The 20,103-nt window shown below is 63.5% G+C and carries 23 protein-coding genes and 1 tRNA gene; 8 read left to right on the top strand and 16 right to left on the bottom strand.

Annotation, left to right across the window (positions count from 1 at the left end; translation table 11 throughout):
• Window positions 1–448, top strand: a 448-nt coding sequence (locus VQ042_RS12565) for a PA2169 family four-helix-bundle protein (protein WP_331819731.1), incomplete at its 5' end; no start/stop codon positions are given.
• Window positions 449–637: 189 nt separating this feature from the next.
• Here the strand turns inward: VQ042_RS12565 and VQ042_RS12570 are convergent.
• The 3 genes from VQ042_RS12570 to VQ042_RS12580 all read right to left on the bottom strand — a co-directional run bounded on the left by VQ042_RS12570 (window position 638) and on the right by VQ042_RS12580 (window position 2,496).
• Window positions 638–1,063, bottom strand: a complete 426-nt coding sequence (locus VQ042_RS12570) for a hypothetical protein (RefSeq protein WP_331819733.1) — start codon at window positions 1,061–1,063, stop codon at window positions 638–640.
• A 271-nt stretch (window positions 1,064–1,334) separates the two neighbouring features.
• Complete coding sequence (locus tag VQ042_RS12575) at window positions 1,335–2,147, bottom strand: sulfite exporter TauE/SafE family protein (RefSeq protein ID WP_331819735.1); 813 nt, start codon at window positions 2,145–2,147, stop codon at window positions 1,335–1,337.
• Window positions 2,148–2,217: 70 nt separating this feature from the next.
• Complete coding sequence (locus VQ042_RS12580; protein WP_331819737.1) at window positions 2,218–2,496, bottom strand: hypothetical protein; 279 nt, start codon at window positions 2,494–2,496, stop codon at window positions 2,218–2,220.
• A gap of 617 nt (window positions 2,497–3,113) precedes the next feature.
• Between VQ042_RS12580 and VQ042_RS12585 the strand changes: the two genes are divergently transcribed.
• A complete protein-coding gene (locus tag VQ042_RS12585) occupies window positions 3,114–3,368 on the top strand; it encodes a hypothetical protein (protein ID WP_331819739.1) in 255 nt (84 codons plus the stop codon).
• Between the two features lie 238 nt (window positions 3,369–3,606).
• Here the strand turns inward: VQ042_RS12585 and VQ042_RS12590 are convergent, their stop codons facing one another.
• From VQ042_RS12590 to VQ042_RS12605, 4 genes are all read right to left on the bottom strand, one after another.
• A complete protein-coding gene (locus tag VQ042_RS12590) occupies window positions 3,607–4,656 on the bottom strand; it encodes a sensor histidine kinase (RefSeq protein WP_331819741.1) in 1,050 nt (349 codons plus the stop codon).
• 844 nt (window positions 4,657–5,500) lie between these two features.
• Window positions 5,501–6,499, bottom strand: a complete 999-nt coding sequence (locus VQ042_RS12595; RefSeq protein WP_331819743.1) for a phasin family protein — start codon at window positions 6,497–6,499, stop codon at window positions 5,501–5,503.
• Between the two features lie 850 nt (window positions 6,500–7,349).
• Complete coding sequence (locus VQ042_RS12600; protein WP_331819745.1) at window positions 7,350–7,763, bottom strand: MerR family transcriptional regulator; 414 nt, start codon at window positions 7,761–7,763, stop codon at window positions 7,350–7,352.
• A 175-nt stretch (window positions 7,764–7,938) separates the two neighbouring features.
• A complete protein-coding gene (locus tag VQ042_RS12605) occupies window positions 7,939–8,280 on the bottom strand; it encodes a hypothetical protein (protein ID WP_331819747.1) in 342 nt (113 codons plus the stop codon).
• A gap of 306 nt (window positions 8,281–8,586) precedes the next feature.
• Between VQ042_RS12605 and VQ042_RS12610 the strand changes: the two genes are divergently transcribed.
• Window positions 8,587–8,796: a hypothetical protein gene (locus VQ042_RS12610; protein ID WP_233950060.1), complete on the top strand. Its 210-nt coding sequence runs from the start codon at window positions 8,587–8,589 to the stop codon at window positions 8,794–8,796.
• 352 nt (window positions 8,797–9,148) lie between these two features.
• Complete coding sequence (locus VQ042_RS12615; RefSeq protein ID WP_331819753.1) at window positions 9,149–9,319, top strand: hypothetical protein; 171 nt, start codon at window positions 9,149–9,151, stop codon at window positions 9,317–9,319.
• 771 nt (window positions 9,320–10,090) lie between these two features.
• Here VQ042_RS12615 and VQ042_RS12620 read toward each other — a convergent pair.
• Window positions 10,091–10,165, bottom strand: a tRNA-Gly gene (locus VQ042_RS12620).
• A gap of 317 nt (window positions 10,166–10,482) precedes the next feature.
• Here VQ042_RS12620 and VQ042_RS12625 point away from each other — a divergent pair.
• The 4 genes from VQ042_RS12625 to VQ042_RS12640 all read left to right on the top strand — a co-directional run bounded on the left by VQ042_RS12625 (window position 10,483) and on the right by VQ042_RS12640 (window position 13,190).
• Window positions 10,483–11,001, top strand: a complete 519-nt coding sequence (locus VQ042_RS12625) for a prolyl-tRNA synthetase associated domain-containing protein (protein WP_331819755.1) — start codon at window positions 10,483–10,485, stop codon at window positions 10,999–11,001.
• A complete protein-coding gene (locus VQ042_RS12630; RefSeq protein WP_331819757.1) occupies window positions 10,998–12,056 on the top strand; it encodes a co-chaperone YbbN in 1,059 nt (352 codons plus the stop codon). The genes VQ042_RS12625 and VQ042_RS12630 overlap by 4 nt, the downstream gene beginning before the upstream one ends.
• Window positions 12,057–12,198: 142 nt before the next feature.
• On the top strand, window positions 12,199–12,885 hold the full coding sequence (locus tag VQ042_RS12635) for an LON peptidase substrate-binding domain-containing protein (RefSeq protein WP_331819759.1): 687 nt from the start codon (window positions 12,199–12,201) through the stop codon (window positions 12,883–12,885).
• A 104-nt stretch (window positions 12,886–12,989) separates the two neighbouring features.
• Complete coding sequence (locus VQ042_RS12640; RefSeq protein ID WP_331819761.1) at window positions 12,990–13,190, top strand: Trm112 family protein; 201 nt, start codon at window positions 12,990–12,992, stop codon at window positions 13,188–13,190.
• A gap of 79 nt (window positions 13,191–13,269) precedes the next feature.
• Here VQ042_RS12640 and VQ042_RS12645 read toward each other — a convergent pair whose 3' ends face one another.
• From VQ042_RS12645 to VQ042_RS12680, 8 genes are all read right to left on the bottom strand, one after another.
• A complete protein-coding gene (locus VQ042_RS12645; RefSeq protein ID WP_331819763.1) occupies window positions 13,270–13,581 on the bottom strand; it encodes a hypothetical protein in 312 nt (103 codons plus the stop codon).
• Window positions 13,582–13,830: 249 nt separating this feature from the next.
• Window positions 13,831–13,992 (bottom strand): hypothetical protein, encoded by a 162-nt coding sequence (locus tag VQ042_RS12650; RefSeq protein ID WP_331819765.1) that lies wholly within the window; start codon window positions 13,990–13,992, stop codon window positions 13,831–13,833.
• The gene (gene cysN / locus VQ042_RS12655) at window positions 13,992–15,731 is read right to left on the bottom strand and encodes a sulfate adenylyltransferase subunit CysN (RefSeq protein ID WP_331819767.1); all 1,740 of its coding nucleotides are present in this window, start codon (window positions 15,729–15,731) and stop codon (window positions 13,992–13,994) included. Before cysN ends, VQ042_RS12650 begins: the two co-directional genes overlap by 1 nt.
• A gap of 1 nt (window position 15,732) precedes the next feature.
• Window positions 15,733–16,635, bottom strand: coding sequence for a sulfate adenylyltransferase subunit CysD (gene cysD, locus VQ042_RS12660; RefSeq protein ID WP_331819769.1), 903 nt, complete (start codon window positions 16,633–16,635; stop codon window positions 15,733–15,735).
• Entirely contained in the window at window positions 16,632–17,420 is a 789-nt protein-coding gene (locus VQ042_RS12665) for a phosphoadenylyl-sulfate reductase (protein WP_331819771.1), read from the bottom strand. Before VQ042_RS12665 ends, cysD begins: the two co-directional genes overlap by 4 nt.
• 4 nt (window positions 17,421–17,424) lie before the next feature.
• Window positions 17,425–17,931: a DUF934 domain-containing protein gene (locus tag VQ042_RS12670; protein ID WP_331819773.1), complete on the bottom strand. Its 507-nt coding sequence runs from the start codon at window positions 17,929–17,931 to the stop codon at window positions 17,425–17,427.
• Window positions 17,928–19,616, bottom strand: a complete 1,689-nt coding sequence (locus VQ042_RS12675; RefSeq protein WP_331819775.1) for a nitrite/sulfite reductase — start codon at window positions 19,614–19,616, stop codon at window positions 17,928–17,930. The genes VQ042_RS12670 and VQ042_RS12675 overlap by 4 nt, the downstream gene beginning before the upstream one ends.
• Before the next feature lie 79 nt (window positions 19,617–19,695).
• Window positions 19,696–20,046: a DUF2849 domain-containing protein gene (locus tag VQ042_RS12680; protein ID WP_331819777.1), complete on the bottom strand. Its 351-nt coding sequence runs from the start codon at window positions 20,044–20,046 to the stop codon at window positions 19,696–19,698.
• Between the last annotated feature and the right edge of the window lie 57 nt (window positions 20,047–20,103).

Genomic DNA, 20,103 nt, shown 5'->3' on the forward strand with positions numbered 1-20,103 from the left:
CTCGTTGATTTTCAAGGCCATCGCTCGTTCCCTCCATTGGCGGGAACAGGGAATCACGCTCACCCAAAACAAGACAATCACAACCGAGTCAGATCAAGCGCGGACCGGTATGAAACAGACACTCCGGGAACAGGCAGGAAAGCGTCGTGATACCGTTCGCACTCTGAATGCCGAAATCGTCCGCCTGGGTGGCGAGGCCAGGGAGAGTGGCAGTACCATGGGCGCTGCCCACCGTGCCTTCACCAGCTTGGCCGATGACTTTGAGGACAGCAACGAAGCGGCTGTCGAGCGAGTAGAGGAAGGCGAGGACTACATCGAGAAGAAATTCCGCGAAGCATTAGACAGTCAGGATCTCACGGCGGAAACGCGAGGTGTTGTCCAGCGTGCGCATGACGAGATCAGCAAAGGTGAGCGGATTGCCGATACCCTGAAAAAGCAGTTTGCCTAAGGATTGACCACGGAGCCGATCCTAGCGTTTGGCTGCTGCCTGATGACTGAACTAGCAGCCGCGGCGGCGAGATAGCCGAAGTGTCGATCGTGTGTGGGGATTCGGATAGCTCTATCGGCACCCCCTGTTCCCCTCGTTCGGCCATGGCTGTGACAGACCTTCCTCGATAAAGACCTGCAGAAGTTCGCATCAGAAACGCGAACGGAAGCCAAATACGTTGGCGTTGGCGGCGCCGCGCATGTCCCCCAGCGTTCCGCCGGCGCCCGAACGATGGTGGAGCCTCCAGAACAGCTCCGTCTCTCGCGCGGAGGATAGGGAAACGCTGATCTCCGGCCCGAGATAGAAGAGGATTGTAGCGTCGCCGCCATCCATGATTTCGTTCCGTGCCTCGCGCCCGACCGTCTCAGTGACCGCACTCAAACCGACGGTCAGCGATGGAGAGAAATGAAGGCTATCTGCGACCGACACCCCCTCATGCCGCAGGACAATGCCGCTCCATAGTTCCCCGGACGTATTGTCGCCGAAGCGTCCCGCGCCGCCAACTTCAAAGCCGTAGTGGAAACCGAGACGGTCGCTGAAGTAGAAATTCTGGTACCCCCGCATCCGTCTGATCAAGTAGTGTTCGTTTCTGGCGGTGCGCTCGTAAATGAAGATATGGCAGCGACCGCCAACCTCTTCGGCGCAGACTACGAGGACAATTTCATAGCTGGCGCAACAACACGGGCGGGGGCAAAGAGAACGCTCCCGGTCAGGCTAAGAAGTAAGAACTAGCCTCACTGCTAGAGGGTTTGCCTTGCTAGGCAAACCCTCTTTGGTTTTGCGGCGACGCTCCTCCCGTCATAGCGGCCGGCAAGCGCCGTATAGCGACCGATGACGTGTCTCCAGATCAAAACGCTACCGCCAGCCCGCGCCGGATGAGGTTTGTGCCGAGGATGAGGAGGCTCAGAAACAGCCATCGCCGAAACCGCGCCGGCGCTATCCGTTGTCGAAGGCGCTGACCCATGGCCATCCCGGCCAGCGCCGGCACGACCAGTAGAAGAGACGTGGCGATCCCCTCGAACGCCGCGGCGCTCTGAGCGGTCAGGATTGCTCCGATGGTAAGGCTGGACAGGGCGAACGACAGGCCCATCGCCTGGACAAGTTCGTCGCGCCGGAGCCCCAACGCATGCAGATAGGGCACGACCGGCAGCACCAGCGTACCAGTCGCGCCAGCCGTCAGGCCCGTCATGAGCCCGATCGCAGGTCCAAGAACTCGCTCGCGCCCACCCGGAGCCGCAAAGCTTGCGCCGGCAAGCCCGAGCACCGCATAGGCACAGAGCGCCGCCCCGAGCAGGATGTCGAGGGTTCCTTGGTCGGCGCGAAAGAGCACCGTGGTCCCCAAGAAGATCCCGGGCACGGTCGCCAGCAGCATCGGCCACAGCCGCTTGAGCAGCCCCGCGAGAAAGCCGCCAGTGGCGGCTTGCCAAACATTTGTCAGAAACGCCGGCGCCACAAGCAGAAGCAACGCCTCACGCAGGCCGAGCGCCGTGCCGAGCAGGGCCAACACAACGGTCGGCAGGCCCAGCCCAACGATGCCCTTGACCGCGCCGCCGAGCAGGAATGCGCCGACCGCGATCAAGACCATAGAAAGATCCATGAATGGGCCGTTTAGCCAGTGTTCAGAAAGGACCAGGTGCTGGAGTTCTCCCGCTGCCGTCAACGGTGTGCCGTCGGCCTGGCTCGATCAACCTCTCAAAGCGGGTCTTAGCCGAGCGCGGCCCCGACAGCCCTTAGTTGGACTGGCGGCAGAATCTGTCGTCCTGCCCGACCGGAAGCCACTCCTTTTCGGACCAGTTCCAGCAATGGTTATTTTCCAGCAGGACGAGACTCATCCGCTCAAGCGCGTGGCAGATGGCATCGCGCTCCGGTTCGATCACGCGAGCGCCATCGCGGTCCTTGCCCATTTTGCAGATGTACCGAGCCTCATGCCATTGCTCGACTGTATGGTCGCCATGGACCGCGCGGGCCGGCGTTACTCCCGCCAGCAGAACCAACGTCCCGATCACCATTAACCTACGCATTGCTCTGTCTCCGACCGAGCGTGCCCTTCCACGTGTCAACGGATGAACTCTGAAGTGGTTCGCTCAGACATTCGCCCTCGTATAACTCCGCCGTTATGTTATAACTCAACGTGTATGCCATGGGCATGGTTTTGCCAGCCCCTAACGTGAGCGGAGTGTGGCAATGGTTATCGATGGTCGGCAGATCAAAGCGGCTCGGGCCATTCTTGGCTGGACGGTGCGAGAGACGGCGGACGCCTCGGGTGTTCATCGCAACAGCGTCGTCAGGGTGGAGTCGGAAACAACGTTCCCGCGGTCGGCATGGGCGGCCGACCGGATCGCAGCCGCCATGGAAGCGGCGGGGATCTCCTTCGATCAGACGGACGACGGGCTGGGGGTGTCCTTCGAGGCGCGTCGGTATCGAACAGGGCGCAGATACACGCGACCGGCGCCTGATCGGATCGCTGCGTGACCCGGCCACCGCCCAATAAAATAGAGGGATGGGGAATATTGGGCCAGGGGCACGATTAAGCAACCAATACGCGCGCGCGTGCGCGAGGCTGGAAATCGCCTCGTTGCGCCAGGGGAAGGTTCCTCACGCATCACACGCGCGGGAAGGATGAGCCGTGGAACAGGCGCTATCTGAAAAGCTGGTTGATGCGGTCGCCCTCGATGACTTCGAGCCGTTGCCCGGCTCGGCGCCCGTGCCGATCGTCGACAACAAGGCGGGGTGCCGCTGGCCATTGTCCGAGGGTGGGACCGTCATGGACATGGCAACCCACTACTACGACCTGGAGCGCTCGCCCGGCTCGTCCTACTGCCCGACCCATAGGGCGATCAGCACAAAGCCGGCTCAGCCGCGCCAGCTTCCTGGCCGTTAAACAAACCTGGGAAAACCTGCGGCTGCTTTCCCATCATCTGACGGGAAAAGGTCGTGTCGTCAACGAGGTGGAGATTGGGTGTAACTGAAGCGGCTCCGTTTCAGGCGGCTGCGGTGGAAATCCGTATGGTTTCTGGCTTGGTGTCGGCGGCCATGAGTTCGGCCATAGGCTCGGTCTGCATGTAGTGGTTCTGCCGGTTGAGGAAACCAACTGGCTCGGCATCAGGCGACCCGGCGGCTCAAGCCGGGAATGCCACCATAAAGCACGATCCGCGTCCGGCGGGGTTGGAGCCCGTGGTCACGCGACCGTCGAGCTGCTTTGCGAGGATCGTGACCACCCTCATTCCAAGACCTTTCACGCTTTGGTCCGGGTCGAAACCGGCCGGAAGTCCTTCGCCGTCGTCGCAGACACTGAGTTCGTGGAAATCATCTTTGATTCTGAATGTGACATCGATATTTCCCGTTCCATGCTTCGCAGCATTGGTGACCAGCTCGTTGACCATGAGGCCAATCGGCTGAATACGGGTCGTCGGCACGTTGCCTTCGTCGCCATTTACGCTGATGGACTTGCCTAGAATGCCGGCCAAATCTGCGCAGAGACGGCGGAGAAAGGTGATGCAGGACACCTCGTCGGTTGCGTCCGTATAGAAGTTCCGATGGACGCGGGCGACCGCCGCAACGCGGTTAGCGGCTAGCTGCAACTGGCTGGCAGCGACATCGGTCAGTGCTGGCTCTCGGCTTTGCATTGTGAGCAAGCTAGCGATGAATTGGAGGCTGTTCATCACACGATGATCGATCTCACGGGCCATGATTTCCGCCCGTGACACCGCTTGTCGGGCGGACAGCCGCAGCTCCATCTGATCCATGACGACAGAGGCAAGATCCTTGAGGTCGTCGATCTGCGGCTGATCGATCGGTCGAGCTTCCTTGTCGATGATACAAAGGGTGCCGAGATTGTATCCGTCGCTTGTCTGCAACGGGACGCCTGCATAGAAGCGAAGCCCAAAATCGCCCGCCACGAGCGGATTGGCGAGCGAACGTGGATCGGTCTTCGCGTCGGTCAAGATGTGCGGCTCTGGCGACAGAATGGCTGAGGCGCACAGCCCCGGCTCGCGGTCGATCTCCTCGACCGGTACACCATGATGGGATTTGAACCAGATGCGGTCGTGGTCAACGATGCTAATAATCGAGATCGGAACATCAAAACGCCGCGCGGCGAGCGCGGTAATACGGTCGAACGATCCGTCCGCAGGCGTATCCAGGATGTCATAGCGCTTCACGGCCGCCATGCGCTGTGGCTCATTCTCGGGAATGATGCTCGCGGCGTATGAGCTCAAAGGACAGCCCTTTCTGGCTAAGATATTGATGAATCACCCATACTCTTCTGGGCCCGGTAAGTCGACATCATGTGGGAGACGGTCGCCTTTCCATCCAATCCGCGCGATGATTGCGCTGGCGCGAAGGCCAGCTCTGGGTGGCCGACATCACATACGTCACCGTTATCGGCGGGTTCATCTGGCGGTGGTGCTCGACGCCTGGTCGCGCCGTGTCGTCGGCTAGGCCATCAGCCGGTGCATCGACGCCGGCATGTCATCGTGCGGCCAGGCGGCACTAAGCAGGCGAGGGATCAACAGCCGACTGCAACCCGGACCCTTCCAGATTACGAGTTCGGGGAAAGCCGCCGATTGGGTTAAGTGCTGAGACTGGAGGCCGTTCCAAACCCCTCCCCGTGGCGACATGGTGGCGACACGGGCTAGGACCTCGGACACTGGTTAGTTACCCAGGTTATCTAATATTTTGTTTTTATTGGGATAATTTGGAGCGGGCGATGGGATTCGAACCCACGACCCCAACCTTGGCAAGCGAGAAATTACGCTGTCTAAACAATGCACTCCGATGCACTCCAGTTCGCCGGAGTGCCCGTCCGTTCGGGCCTGAGAGCATCAGCCGACTTAAACGGCGTCGTACGCTGTTGAACCGCATCGAACTGGCAGCGAGGCGGGTGCCTGTAACCGCCGCGTAACCGCGGGACCAAAACCGCCTCTTGCGGAGGCACGGTCCGTCTCTTACCAAAATGCACGATTGGCGCCCCGATCGAAACCGGGTGCGCCCTTTTAGGTACTACGGGGCCGTTCAGGCGGCCCGCTTGGACCGTTCCGAATTCTTGCTCGTCTGCTCCTCGAAGGAGCGGCCAGCCTTGTCGGCGACGCCCACTGACAGCTTGGCGATTCGCCGGCTGTTTTCGATGGTGAGTTCCATGTTGTCGCGGACGAGCGAGCTCTGGGCGGCGATCAGCTCTGGCAGGGACCGGCAGCGCATCATGGCGTTCAGCCCGTCCATATTCTTCTGGAAGAGTGCCTGCGACATGGCCAGCCATTCCCGCGAAACATCCTGGTAGCCGCTAGCGAGCATTGCGCCCGATTGCGTCATGACCTGCATGTTCTGCCGGGCCTGCTGTGTGCTCTCCTGAGTTTGCCGCGTGACCTCGCTCGATAGCGAGGTGAACTGATCTGCCCCACGCTTTGCCATGTCGGCTGCCGCGTCGAGACCGCTCCGAGCTGCGTCCTGTGCTGCACGCGCATTCTGCTGAGCCGACTCGGCTCCGGCGCGCGCCGTGTTGGCCGTAACCTCGGCAGCTTGCTTGGCGGTTTCGACAGCTTCACGCTCACGCTTCACTTCCGCCCGACGTGCCGCCTCCGCCTTGGCCTTTCCATCTTCGATCTTGTCGACGACGGCATCCGCCTCCTCATCACTCAAGGCCTTCAAGATAGCGGGCAGGAGCTCCTTCTTTTCGTCCCGAACGTGCTGCTGGAACACCTTCTTCAGGTCGGCGACCTTCGTAGCGAACTCCTTGCTGTCCTTCGGCGTGCCCTCGAGCTCAGCCAGTAGCTTGCGCGTCTCCTTGTTGTCGTCAATCGCGTCTGCAACGAGGTCTTTTGTTTCCTTGTGCTTCTTCAGGACAGGGAAGAGGTGCTGCTCCTGGAGCTTGGCCTGATCCTCGATCTCGACCTTAAGCTCAGAAAGAAGCCGGTCTCGTGTTTTGACCGCGGCGTCGGAGGTGTCGACGAGTTTGGCGAAGAGCTCATTGGTCTTGTCCGGGCTCTTCTGGATCAGTTGGCGAATGGTGGTCATATTGGTGTCCTCGTGGGAAAAGCGTGCCTGGCCGCCGAGCAGATTTCCGCCCACAGCTTGCACGGCACAATTCGGTGTTGAAACGTGACTGGACGCAATGCTTACGCAGCTGGGCACGTTCGGCTACGTCAGGTCCTCCCGACGAGCATGTATGCTGCAGTGCAACATGGGTACGGTGGAGTGACCGTTCAACACCGTTCACATAATTTATTCTGCGGCGGCGCTTGCGCACGGTTACCGTTGCCGGGCCATTTAGTTAGCTGTGCCTCATGCATTCTCCCTTGGGGTCGAGCGTCCGGCTGGGGCCGAGTCGTTGGCCCAACAGCCGCTATCCGTGCTTTTGAGCCATTTCGGCTTCGACTACCTCGACTTCTTGCAGGGACCCTCGCTGCCTTACGGAGTTTTCGGGCTGAGAGGTATCAAATACCATGCGGGTGTCGATGTTGCTCCGATGCGGACCAGATCTTTGCGGAATTCAAGATAACGTGGCAAGGGCGACCCGTGCGTCGGGCTCAAGCTCGAGCGGAGAAGCAACGCAATGCTAGCTGGTCGAAAATCGGTGACGGGCATTTCCCACTGTACGATCCGCAAAGGGTTCAAAAGCTGCGCGTACGCAAACTTCGCAAGTCCAATCGCTGCCATCAATGCGACCATAGCCGCGCTCATCGAGAGCCTCATTCCAAAAGAAAGGCATCATGCGACGTGCACCCCCTCTTGGTCAAAGGATCGGAAGAGATCCTGATGGTGGCGTGCTAACGGCCACTGTCTTGAAACTTGCAGAAATTTGGCCGCGTTTCGCGCTGCAACACTTAGTGTGCGGCAACATTCACAATTGGGACAGGAAATACCGTCAAGCGGGTGGAGAATATTGAACACCGGCTTTGGATTTTTCGCGTATTTTCTTATTTACCTTAGAAAGAGTATCGTTCATCAACTGAAGAGATTTTTCGAGTTCATCGGACTGCTCGCGCAGGAACTTCTGCTGATCACTAAGCCTATCCCGCATAATCTCCAGTTGGCGGCGTTTGACTTTAGGATTGCTATATATATCTATGATCTGCTGGGCTTCAAAAAGCGAAAACCCGAGCGTTTTAAAAAGCAAAATGAGTCGCAACCTGGTGTGATCTTCCCGAGAATATATGCGGGTTGATCCAACTCGTGCGGGTTTAATCATTCCCCTGTCTTCGTAAAACCGAAGTGAGCGCAGCGAGATGTTGAATTCGTCAGCCAGCTCGCCAATTCGATAGCTATCTTTCTCGCTCATATGCCTACCAGATCCGATACTATTTCGCCGGGCATGCACCCCTTCTGAGGCACAGGCTAATGTGCTCGCGATTGAAATCACGTGAAAAATCGCCCTGAATTTAGTTTTAAACAGTTTTCGAACTGTCAGGATCGATCAGGAGTGTGCACGGAAGCGCGCTTACGGTCGTGGCTGGTTACTGCTGAACGGCAAAAAGGACACCCTCGCCTTGTTCGCCTTCAGAACGCCAAGCCAATTGAAAGAACGGACGTAAAAACTCGTGCCAGTTCTGGTCGAGGAACGTCACCGTGAGTTGACCCTTACTATCGTATAGCGCGACGACGACGTTACGTGGCAGTCGCCGCCCCTCGACTACCAAAAAGAGGCTTTGCGCAAGGCTGTAGACGCGCCGCAAGCGCTCGATTCGATCCGGCTCCTTGTCCGACCGAAAGGCTTCCAGATGCGGTACATATACATTAGCTAGATGCCGCTCTTCAAAGCTGTCCCCTTCGCCCAGGTGCCATTCCTCTAGCTGCATTTCACTCCTCCCGCCCAAAAAGTAAGGTCAAGAACATCCGCTGAGCGACCTGAAACCCATCTGACGGTCCACGGCAGCGAACACAATCCAAGTCTGAAGAAACCTCGCCTTCAATTCAAGGAGACTCGGACTGCTCGCCAAAGAGCGGCGTCTAACGGTCGGACACAAGCGAGCACACCGATGTGAATCCCACACCAGACCCTTTCGTTACGGTCAATCTACCAGGCGCAGGCCGTCTTGCCACTATTTGGCTTTACGGGACAGAAACATAGGGCGCTCGAAGGGCGTCTAGACGGAGTATATGAGATGGTTATCAGATCCGCGGTTATCGCGCTTGTCGCATCGACCCTGGTCGTTTCGGCGGGTTGCAGTCGTACCCAGCGCACGGTGGCCGGCGCCGGCATCGGCGGTGTCTCCGGCGCGCTCATTGGCGATGCTGTGGCCGGCACCGGTGGTGCTGTCGTCGGCGGTGTCGGTGGTGCCGTGGCCGGCGGCGTCATCGGCCGGAATTACTGACAAAGCAACTCTTCCGGCTCCCCCTCATTTCAAAGAAGCATTCGTGGCGACGGAAGCCTGACCGCTCCCTTAAGCGCAGATGCCTGAGAGAGGCCGATGCGGGGAGTAGTCCCGCTGGCAACGCCTCCCCGGCCGGTTGACGTTCCTTGGAACCAACCCTGATACGGTATGTTCCTGCGGTACAGAGGCGTCCCGTCCCTGGGCCGGATGGGGCGGGAACTTGCGCCTGCCGCGTACGCGCCGCCATTCCCGTGCTTTACCACATGCCATATCAACGTTTTTCAAAGGGCGGCCACCACGCGTGTGAGGCGTGGCGGCGTCGTGCGACTAAACTGGGGGGCAGGGGGACCTGATGTACAATGACGACGTGACGCGCCTACCCCGCAACCTGGATGAATTCTGGGAAGTGCTGCGCGAGCAGTTCGAGTTCGTGCGGCATGTTCTCAACGATCTCGAGGTGGAGACGCGCGAAGAGGCATTGGATAACAGCTTCCCAGATAGTCAACGGGAGGATGCTCGATGAGCGAGAAGGGGAAATCAACGACGACCTTTGCGCAATGCTGCGGGGCCTCATCATCGACCAGTTCCGGTTTGACCCGCGCGCCGAAAATGTACGGGATGCCGTAACTCAGCTTTGCCTTGAACACACATTTCATCCCATCCGAGAAATGCTCGATGCGTTGCAGTGGGACGGTGTTCCCCGGGTCGACCGCTGGTTGACGAACTACCTTGGAGCCGACGACACCCCACGATGCTACGTGTCAACTGTGAAGCCCATCTCAAGGAGGTCAACGACAAATTGAGGCAGGCATCGCTAGAGACGTTGTTTCACTTCGGACGTCCTGAGAGCGGATTGCTTGTTAAGAGTGAGCAGAGAACGGCTCAATGAGCGAGAGCGCCTGCGGAGGACGATTAACCTCGCCCGATCACATGAACACTTCCTTGATCCGCACAGATGGCTGCGAACCTGGCGCCTTAAGCCCATCTCTTCGACCCCATCGTAGGGCCAACCTCATTGGCAATATATTGCATGCAGTGCAGCGCTGGGAGCAGGCTGGGAAAGTGGCAGTTCATAGAGCTTCGAATGACTCTGGCCGCTCCGTCTGCCCCCCAGGGCTAAACGGATTACCGCTTGGAAGCCGAAGGAGCGAAACATGAGATGCAATTCCGGGCAGCTGTCCCAATCAGCGACACTGCAGGAGGTGGGTGGACACCCAGTGGACACCAGTAACAACACCACAACTCGCCGTTACCAGCGCGCCGCAGATAAGATGCTGGAAAATCTAAAGAAATTTGGAGCGGGCGATGGGATTCGAACCCACGACCCCAACCTTGGCAAGGTTGTGCTCTACCCCTGAGCTACGCCCGCCCGCTCCGTGCGGCGCCTGAGCGCCGCGGACGAGCGGTGTATGGCCCAATCGGCGGCCGATTGCAACAGCGAAATGACCGGAACCGCACGGGATTTTCGCCTCCCGTTGTTGTCGGTCGCGCGGGCTGCCAAGCCTGATCGGACAATCCTTCGCGGTGTTATAAATTTCACGGGCCGTGCCCGGATCTTCCCGTCGCGACGGTTTGCCCATGTCGGCAGCCCGTGTGGAGAAAGCACTGCGCCACCGGCTCTTCGCAAGCGGGCGCGGGTGCGGTAACGCGTGGGCCAGCCCGCCGCTTGCAACAGGACATGCCGCCATGAAGGACCGCGACGATCTGATGGCCCATCTCGCCGGGCTCGGCATCGCCACGACCACGATCGCGCATCCGCCGCTGCACACGGTGGAGGAAAGCCGGGCGATGCGCGGAGCGATCGCCGGCGGGCACACCAAGAACCTGTTCCTGAAGGACAAGAAGGGGACGATCTTCCTGGTCGTGGCCGAGGAGAGCCGGGCGGTCGACCTAAAGGGTCTGCACAAGCGGATCGGCGCCTCGGGGCGGCTGTCCTTCGCCAGCCCCGACCAGATGCGGGCGCTGCTGGGCGTCGAGCCGGGATCGGTGACGGCCTTCGGCGTCGTCAACGATACCGCCGGTGCGGTTCGCGTCGTGCTTGATGAAGGCCTTCTGATGCACGATATGGTGAACTGCCATCCGCTGACCAACGACGCGACGACGACGATCGCGACAGCGGACCTGATGGCGTTCTTCCAATCCACGGGGCACGAGCCGCTTGTCATCGGGCTCGAGGCGCCGGCTGGCGACGGACAGACAGAATGAGCGACAATCCCTACGCCCCCTACGGCGACACTTCCTACGGCGGCTACGGCCAGCAGTCGACGACGCCCGCCGCTCCGTCCGGCGGAGCCGCGCCGCGGCAGCCGGCACCCGGTCCGGCGCCGGGCGCGGCCCTGCAGGGCTTCGGCGGGACGCCGGCCCCGGCCGCGGCCGATCTCGTCAAGGACACGACGACGGCGCAGTTTCCCGCCGACGTCATCCAGGAATCGCGCAACCAGCCGGTGCTGGTCGATTTCTGGGCGCCCTGGTGCGGGCCCTGCAAGCAGCTGACGCCGATCCTGGAGCGCGCCGTCGCGGCGGCGGGCGGCCGGGTGAAGCTGGTCAAGATGAACATCGACGAGCATCCGGCGATCGCCGGCCAGCTCGGCGTGCAGTCGATCCCCGCGGTCTTCGCCTTTGTCGGCGGCCAGCCGGTGGACGGCTTCATGGGCGCCCTGCCGGAAAGCGAGGTGAAGGCCTTCATCGATCGCATCACGCAGGGCCAGGGCGGCGGACAGGGCGATCCGCTCGCGCAGGCGATGGAACAGGCGAACCAGTTGCTGGCCGATGGCGATTTGGGCGGCGCAGCGCAGGTCTTCGGCGCCGTGCTGCAGCACGAGACCGGCCATGCCGGTGCCACCGGCGGGCTGGCGGAATGCTACCTGGCGACCGGTGATGCGGCCCGCGCCAAGGCACTGGTCGAGCAGTTCGACGCGGCGAGCGATGGCAAGGCCGACGATCCGGCCCTGGAAGCCGTGCGCACCAAGCTGAAGCTCGCCGAGGAAATCGCCCAGCTCGGCGATCCGGTGACCCTGCAGCAGCGCATCGAGAGCAATCCCGACGATCACCGCGCGCGCTACGATCTGGCGCTGATCGCCCAGGCCAGGGGCGATCGCCAGACCGCCGCAGGGCATCTTCTGGAGATCATCCGCCGCGACCGCGGCTTCGACGACGATGCGGCCCGTACCAAGCTCCTGGAGTTCTTCCAGGCCTGGGGGCCGACCGATCCGGCGACCAAGGACGCGCGGCGCCGGCTGTCGGGCCTGCTGTTTTCCTGACGACAGGCGTCTTGGGTCCGGCGGCGGTCGTGGCTGCCGCCGTCGGACGGGCACGCAGGGGTCGGCAACTGCCGCCTTCTGCCGCATCCCTTGAGATCGCCCGCGATCGAACCAACTTCGGTGTCTGACACGGAGACATCGTTTGGTTCACGCTGGCAACATCAATTACCGGACCGCTTCGGACCTGCCCGACACGGTACCGGTGTTCCCGCTTTCGGGAGCCCTGCTCCTGCCCGGCGGTCAACTGCCGCTCAACATCTTCGAGCCGCGCTATCTGCAGATGATCGACGACGCCATTGGCGGCGCGCGGATCATCGGCATGATCCAGCCGAGCCTCGACGGCGCGATCGGTTCGAACGGCGAGCCGAAGTTCTGCAAGGTCGGCTGCTTCGGCCGCATCACCTCGCTGACCGAATCGGGCGACGGACGCTACATTCTCAATCTGCACGGCGTCGTGCGATTCCGGATCCTGGAAGAGCTGGAGACGCGTGCTCCCTATCGCTCGTGCCGCGTCACCCCGTTCCTGGGGGACCTGGATTTCGGCAAGGGGGCCGGCGAGGTCGACCGCGACGCGCTGCTGAAGGCATTCCGGCAGTATCTGGAGGCCAACCAGCTGGAGGCCGACTGGGAGAGCGTGACGCGCGCCTCGAACGAGACGCTGGTCAATGCGCTCTGCATGATGTCGCCCTATGGCGCGGCCGAGAAGCAGGCGCTGCTGGAAGCCCCGGATCTGAAGACGCGGGCCGAGACCCTGATCGCCATCACCGAGATCTCGCTGGCCCGCGACGGGGATGGCGGCGACGGCTCGCCGCCGCACACCCTGCAATAGACAGGGTCCCGCCTGGCCTGCCGGCGGCGATTTGCGGCGCGGCTGCGGGCGGGCGATAAGACCCGCAGGGGGCCGCATAGCGGCCCGCGCTCGAGGACACGCAGATGACCGACACATCCCAGAGACATCAGGCCGGCCAGCCGGACCCCAAGCTCCTGGAACTGCTTGTGTGCCCGCTGACCAAGACCACGCTGAGCTACGACCGGGAGCGCAACGAGCTGGTGTCGCAGGCGGCGCGGCTGGCCTTCCCGATCCGCGACGGCATTCCGATCATGCTGCCATCGGAGGCGCGGGCGCTGGACTGACCGGCGCTCGTGCCGCGACATGAAAAAGGGCCGGACGCTGCTGCGCCGGCCCTTTTCGTTGCCTAGTCTATGGAGCGGCCTATTGCTGCTGCGTCTGCGGTACGGCGCCGGCCTGCTGGGCCTGTGCCAGCACGTCGTTCTGCGCCATGACGAGGGCGCGGATGCAGGCTTCCTCATCCTCGGAGCCCTGCGCCGCGCGGGCCGTCTCGACGTGGCCTTCGGCCGTCTCGATCTCCAGGCCGGCCTGGTCGGCCTGGCCGAGCAGCGATTCGATCTGGGTCAGGGCCTCGGCGCAGGTCGGGGTCGTCTGCGGGGCGGTCTGGGCTTCCTGGGCAAAGGCGCCGCCGGCGGCGAAGCCGAGCATGGTCGCTGCGAGAAGGGTGGTCTTCATGTGGTCACTCCGTCGATGCGGATCGAAGGCTCCGATCCGTCCATGGCCGCGAGACTCGACGCGGCACATGGCACCGACGTGACTGGGGTGTGCTCATTCAGGGACGATTTGCGGGCAGGGGCCATTCCGTGACCATCTCCCCGCCGCACCGATGAATGGCGAAAGGTGGAGCGCCGCTCCCGGGCGCACAGAAGCTTGAACTCAGATGATCCGATCGTCACTTGCGCGTCATGCCGGGCGCACGGCCCTCTACCCGACATAGCCCAGCACGAAGGCCGCGCAGACCGCCATGGAGGCGGCGAGCAGGGCCAGTTCGATCAGCGGCACCCGACGGCGCCTGCGCTGCGCGGGCCGGGCACGCTGGGTGCCGGATCCGTCGCCGCGGTTCTCGCAGGCCGTTCCTGCCGCCATCAGATGCCCGCACCGTCGCCGACGCTCGTCGGGTCGGGCCGGCCGTGGTCGGGGGCGCCTACGGCGCCCGTCAGGCGGGCGAGAAGCGGCCGCAGGGCAAAGTCGAGCACCGCAAGGAGGATGGCGAAGCCAAGCCCCAGCCCGAACAGGAGCGCGAGGACGGCGACGAGTGCCGCGCCGGCGGCCCGGTAGCGGATCAGCGCCCCATGGTGACTCGGGATTTCGCCTTCGGCGCCGAACCACAGCGCCCTGGCCCGTGCCATGGCGGAGACCGGCTGTTCGGCGGGCGCACTGTCCGCGATCTCGCCTTCCTCCGCCACCTTGCGCACGATGCCGAGCGCCATGGTCTCGTTGGTCAGCGGATCGATCAGGATGAAGGAGCCGAGTTCGCGGTTTTCCTCATAGGTGGTCGCCACCACCGGCCGGTCGAAGCCGAGGGTGATCTGGCCGATCTCGTTCATCAGGAGAACGTTGGCCGGGCCGGATTCGAAGGTGTGGATGTCGACCGCATTGTCGAGGCTGCGCACCGCGGCAGGCGTCGTCGAGGTGGCGAGGCGCGCCACGAAGCGTCCCCCGGAGATCAGCGGCCGGTCGGCCATCCAGAGGATGTCGGCAGTCACGATCTTCTGGTCCGCGATCGTGTCGGACGGCCCCACGAGCACGTCGCCGCGCGATACGTCGACCTCGTCGGCAAGGGTCAGGGTGACCGCCTCGCCGGCCTCGGCGCCCGCGACCTCGCCGTCCGGGCCCCAGACCGCCTTGACGCGCGTGGTGCGGCGGCCCGGCATGACGACGATCTCGTCGCCGGGAGTGACGCGGCCGCCGACGATGGTGCCGGCAAAGCCGCGGAAGTCGAGATTGGGCCGGTTGACCCACTGCACAGGCAGGCGGAACGGCGCCGAGCCGGCATCGAAGGTGTCCGGCGTCGCCGTCTCCAGCCGCTGCAGCAGCGTCTCGCCGTCATACCAGGGCATGCGGGGCGAGGGCGCGGCGATGTTGTCGCCGTTCTTGGCCGAGAGCGGCACGTAGGAGACGTCGGTGAAGCCGAGCTGGGGCAGGATCGCCTCGTAGTCGCGACGGATCGCCTCGAAGCGCTCCTGGCTGAAATCGACGAGATCCATCTTGTTGATGGCGATCACGACGCTCTTGATGCCGACGAGCGAGGTGATGAAGGAATGCCGCCGGGTCTGGGGCAGGATGCCCTTGCGCGCGTCGACCAGGATGATGGCGAGCTCGGCCTGGGAGGCGCCGGTCGCCATGTTGCGGGTGTACTGCTCGTGGCCGGGCGTGTCCGCGATGATGAAGGCGCGGTTGCCGGTCGAGAAATAGCGATAGGCGACGTCGATGGTGATGCCCTGCTCGCGCTCGGCCGACAGGCCGTCGACGAGCAGGGCGAAATCGAGATCCTCGCCGGTGGTGCCGAACTTGCGCGAATCGCGCGTCAGCGCGTCCAGCTGGTCGTCGAAGACCGCGTTGGTCTCGTAGAGCAGGCGCCCGATCAGGGTCGACTTGCCGTCGTCCACCGACCCGCAGGTGATGAAGCGCAGCAGGGATGCCGCCGGCGCCAAGGCGGGCCGGATGGCGGCCTGCGGATCGATGATCTCCACGTCGCCGTCGTCGGGCGCAGGGCCTGCGAAGCGTTCGTCCTCGGCAATGATGGCGGGATTGGCATGGCCGGCGAGGGAGGTGTCGACTGCATCCTCATCCTCGCGGGGGCGTTTCTGCACGGCGATGGTCATGTCAGAAATAGCCTTCCTGCTTCTTCTCTTCCATCGAGGCGCCGGAATCCTGGTCGATGACCCGGCCCTGGCGCTCGGAAGTGCGGGAGCCCCGCATTTCGGAGATGATGTCCTTGAGGTCGGTCGCCTCGGATTCCACCGCGCCGGTCAGCGGGTAGCAGCCGAGCGTTCGGAAGCGGACCATCATGTTCTCTACGGTCTCGCCCGGGCGCAGTTCCATGCGCTCGTCGTCGCGCATGATCAGCGCGCCGTCGCGGCGCACGATCGGCCGGGACTTGGCGAAATAGAGCGGCACCACCGGGATGCTCTCCAGCGCGATGTAGTCCCACACGTCCTGCTCGGTCCAGTTGGACAGCGGGAAGACGCGGAAGCTCTCGCCTTTCTTCTTGCGGGTGTTGAACAGCCGCCAGGGCTCGGGCCGCTGGTTCTTGGCGTCCCAGCGGTGCTCGGCCGAGCGCAGGGAGAAGATCCGCTCCTTGGCGCGGGACTTCTCCTCGTCGCGGCGGGCGCCGCCGAAGGCCGCGTCGAACTGGTACTTGTCGAGCGCCTGCTTCAGCGCCTGGGTCTTCATCACCTCGGTGTGCACGCGGCTGCCCGATGCGAAGGGGCCGATGCCGGCGCGCACGCCCTCCTCGTTGGTGTGGACGATGAGGTTCAGGCCCAGTTCGCGCGCCCGCCGGTCGCGGAACTCGATCATCTCGCGGAACTTCCAGGTCGTGTCGACATGGAGCAGCGGGAAGGGCGGCTTGCCGGGGGCAAAGGCCTTCATGGCCAGATGCAGCATGACGGCCGAATCCTTGCCGATCGAATACAGCATCACCGGGTTGTCGGCGGTCGCCGCAACCTCGCGGATGATGAAGATCGACTCGGCCTCCAGCCGTTGCAGATGGGTCATGTGCTTCATTGGGGGAGCCTTTCGAAGGCCGCGTCCCCTTCGGCGGGACGGTTGTTGTCGGCGCGCACGGGACGGCCGTCATCGTCGACATGCAGTCCGCATTCGCGCCTGGTCTCTTCTTCCCACCACCAGCGTCCGGCCCGCTCGGGCTCTCCCGGGCGGATGGCGCGGGTGCAGGGGGCGCAGCCGATCGACAGGAAGTTCTGCGCGTGCAGGGCGTTCACCGGCACGCCTTCGGCGGCGGTGAAGGCGGCGATGCGGTCGCGCGTCCAGTCGAAGATCGGGTTTGCCTTGACCAGCCCGCGGGCGCCGTCGAAGGACACGAAATCCATGTCGGAGCGGTTGGCCGACTGGTCGCGGCGCAGGCCGGTGATCCAGCCCGCGGCGCCCGCCAACGCCCGCCCGAGCGGCTCGACCTTGCGCACGCCGCAGCAATTCTTGCGGAATTCCGGCGCGTAGTAGAAGCCGTCAATGCCCTGGTCGTCGACCAGCGCCTCGAGCGCCTCGGCCTGCGGGTACATCGCCTTGATGCGCCGGCCGTACTTTTCCTCGGTCTCGCGCCAGAGCGTGTAGGTCTCGGGAAACAGCCGGCCGGTGTCCAGCGTCTTCACCCGGATCGGCAGATCGTGGGTGAAGATCAGGTGGGTGATCATCTGGTCCTCGATGCCGAGGCTGGTAGTGAAGACGACGGGGCCATCGACGCGCTCGACCATCGCCTGCAGGCGTTCGAGCGGCGTCCGGCAGGCAAAGTCCCGGTTCAGCGTCGCGGCCAGGTCTGGCAGGGTCTCGGTCATCGTCTCATGCCTCGCGGGCGGCCAGCCGCTTCTGGAGGATGCTGCGGTCGTTCCCGTAGCCGTTCTGGTAGTGGCGGCTGATCGTGTCCTTGGCCTCCATCCACTGCTGGACTGGCTGGCGGTTGGCCATGGTCTCGGGCAGTTCTACCTCGTCGAAGCCGCAGGCCAGCGCATCGGCGAACTGGTCGGCGATCAGCGGACCGGACGCGCGCAGCGTGCCGGTGAAGCCCGCCCGGCGCAGGCGCTTGGCCAAAGACAGGCCGCGCCCGTCGGAGAAGGCCGGAAACTCCACCGCCACCAGATCCACAGTCTCCAGGAACGGCACGATCTCCTCGACCGGCGCGTGATTGGAGACCGACAGGCCAAAGCGGCGGTCGGCGAGTTGGCCCGCGGCGGCCTGGGCGAGAGCGAGCGGCACGATCACCCGATCGTTCGCTTCCAAGGCCGCCTCGAGGCTGTCGACGCGCCGATAGGTGTCCGGCGTTTCGCCGGTGCTGGCGATCAGGGTCATTCGGCAGGCTCCGTCGCCGCCTGCCGCGCAGCAATATAGGCGGTGAAGCCGGCCTTGAACGGCTCCAGACCGGCACGGCGCACGGTCTGGATGAACTCCTCGCCGTCCTGGCGCTCGTCGAGATACACGGCGACGATGCTCTCGATGGCGCCCGGCACGTCCTCGGCGTCGATGCCGGGACCCAGACGCTCGCCGAGGGCAGCATTCTCCGTGGCGTCGCCGCCGACGGTGATCTGGTAGTTTTCCTTGCCGGCCTTCTCGAGGCCCAGAATGCCGATGGCGCCCACATGGTGGTGGCCGCAGGCATTGATGCAGCCCGAGATCTTGATGGGCAGGGGTCCGATGTCGCGCTGGCGGGCCTCGTCCTCGAAGGTGCGGGCGATCTCTTGGGCGATCGGGATCGACTTGGCCGTGGCCAGGGCACAATAATCGAGACCGGGGCAGGCGATGATGTCGGTGACGAGGCCGGCATTGGCCGTCGCCAGGCCCGCCGCCTTCAGCGCCGCATACACCGCCGGCACATCGTCCTTCTTCACGTAGGGAAGGACGAGGTTCTGCGCGTGGGTGACGCGCAGCTCCGAAAGGGAATAGCGCTCGGCGATGTCGGCGAAGACGCGCATCTGCGCGTCGGACATGTCGCCCGGCACCTCGCCGATCGCCTTCAGGGACACGGTCAGCGCGATGTAGCCCGGCTGCTTGTGGGCAAAACCGTTCTGCTCGACGAAGCGGTCGAGGCCGGGATCGGCGCGCCGCGCGGCGTCCAGCGTCTCGGAGGTGTCCGGCAACGCTTCATACGCCGGCGGCGCGAAATAGGCGGCGATGCGCGCGACCTCTTCCTCGGGCGCGTTGACCGTGGGGCCGTCGAGCCGGGCGTATTCGGCCTCGACCCGGCGGCGGAATTCCTCCTCGCCGGTCTCGTGGACGAGGATCTTCACCCGCGCCTTGAACTTGTTGTCGCGCCGGCCTTCCGAATTGTAGACGCGCATGATCGCCTCGAGATAGGCGAGCAGCTCGTCCTTCGGCAGGAAGTCTCGGACGATCTTGCCGATCATCGGCGTGCGCCCGAGACCGCCACCCACGACGACCTCGTAGCCGGGCTCGCCGGCGGGCCCGCGCTTCAGCTTCAGGCCGACGTCGTGCACCATGATCGCCGCTCGGTCGTGCTCGGCGCCGGTGACGGCGATCTTGAACTTACGCGGCAGCCAGGTGAATTCGGGATGCAGGCTCGACCACTGGCGGATCAGCTCGGCGGTCGGACGCGGATCCTCCACCTCGTCGGCGGCGACACCGGAAAACTGGTCTGCCGTGACGTTACGGATGCAATTGCCCGAGGTCTGGATGCAGTGCATCTCGACGTCGGCGAGCTTGTCGAGGATCTCCGGCACGTCCTTCAGCTTCGGCCAGTTGAACTGCAGGTTCTGGCGCGTGGTGAAGTGGCCGTAGCCCTTGTCATAGGTCTCGGCGATGTCGGCGAGCTGGCGCAGCTGGTTCGAGCTCAGCGTGCCGTAGGGCACGGCGATGCGCAGCATGTAGGCGTGGAGCTGGAGATAGAGGCCGTTCTTCAGGCGCAGCGGCTTGAACTCGTCCTCCGAAAGCGAGCCATCCAGGCGCCGGGCCACCTGGCCGCGGAACTGGGCAACGCGTTCGCGTACGAACTCTTCGTCGAACTCGTCATAGCGATACATGCTGTGTCCTCTTCAAGCTCGCCTTGGTGCCGGCCCGGCCGGCCGCCTCGTCACGGGTGGCGCGTGCTGCGCGCCGGTGTCAGGCGGGCGTGTCGTATTCGGCCTGCTTGCCCATGTCCGGATGGATCGACGGGCCCTTCTGGCGCATGGCGTCGCGGAAATGCCGGGCGACCGGCAGTCCGGAGCCGGCGATGTCGACGGGTACAAGATAGGGATCGACCACCAGATTGGCGGCTAGGGCCGCCTTGCCCTCGGCCTCCATGGCGTCGGCCGTCTCGGCATCGTAGGCAACGCGCGCCAGCGAAGGGTCGAGCGTCCAGCCCTTCGTGGTCAGGAAGACCACGTCGCCTTCCAGGAGATGATTGGCCATCACGATGGCCGGCAACTTGTCGCCCCGGACCTTCGATCCTGCGCGGTGATCCTTCGCCATATCGCATGCTCCCTTGAAGATCGGCCCGGAAGGCCCGGCAGCGTTCCACCTACATAG

It is taken from the genome of Aurantimonas sp. A2-1-M11 (genome assembly GCF_036549475.1).
GTDB lineage: Bacteria > Pseudomonadota > Alphaproteobacteria > Rhizobiales > Rhizobiaceae > Aurantimonas.